Below are 724 nucleotides of genomic sequence, written 5' to 3'. Positions count from 1 at the left end.
CCCCCACATACTCCTGCCCCCGCATCTCGCACCACGCCGGAATGTCCAGCCGCGCCGCCGCGTCGTCCGCCAGGACCGTCACCGTCCCGCCCACCGGCACGTCGCCGATGACCTTCGCCAGTTCGATCACCGGGATCGGGCAGCGCCGCCCCAGCGCGTCCACCAACAGGGACCCCGTACCCGACACGCTCGCCGCAGGCGACGGCGCGTCCAGGCGTTCCCGTACCCCCGCCACCACCCCCGGCAGCACCGCCAGGAACCGGTCCACGTCCTCCTCCGTCGTGCCCGACGGCAGGGACACCCGTACGTTCCCCTCGCTCAGCACCCCCATCGCCCGCAGCACATGGCTGGGCGTCAGCGTCGAACTCGTGCACGACGAACCGGACGAAACGGAGAAACCCTCCCGGTCCAGCTCGTGCAGCAACGTCTCCCCGTCGACGTACAGACAGGAGAAGGTGACGAGATGGGGGAGGCGCCGCACCGGGTCGCCCACCACCTCCACGTCCGGGACCAGCTCCGGCACCCGCGCCCGGATCCGGTCCACCAGCGCCCGCAGCCGCGCCTCCTCGGCCGCCGCCTCCGCCCGTACGGCCCGCAGCGACGCCGCCGCCGCCACGATCGCCGGCAGGTTCTCGAAGCCCGGCGCCCGGCCCGACTCCCGCTCGTCCGAGGGGCCTTGCGGGCTGAACCGCACGCCCTTGCGGACCGCGAGCAGCCCCACCCC

Annotated in this window: 1 protein-coding gene; it reads right to left on the bottom strand. The window is 74.0% G+C overall.

Going from position 1 to position 724, the window contains the following annotated elements; all coding sequences use genetic code 11:
- Window positions 1-724, bottom strand: a 724-nt coding sequence (locus EAO70_RS36555) for a cysteine desulfurase/sulfurtransferase TusA family protein (protein ID WP_148007084.1), incomplete at both ends; no start/stop codon positions are given.

Source organism: Streptomyces sp. adm13(2018) (genome assembly GCF_008042145.1).
GTDB lineage: Bacteria > Actinomycetota > Actinomycetes > Streptomycetales > Streptomycetaceae > Streptomyces.
Note: the sequence above shows the minus strand (reverse complement) of the source record. Positions and strands in the feature narration are given on the sequence as shown.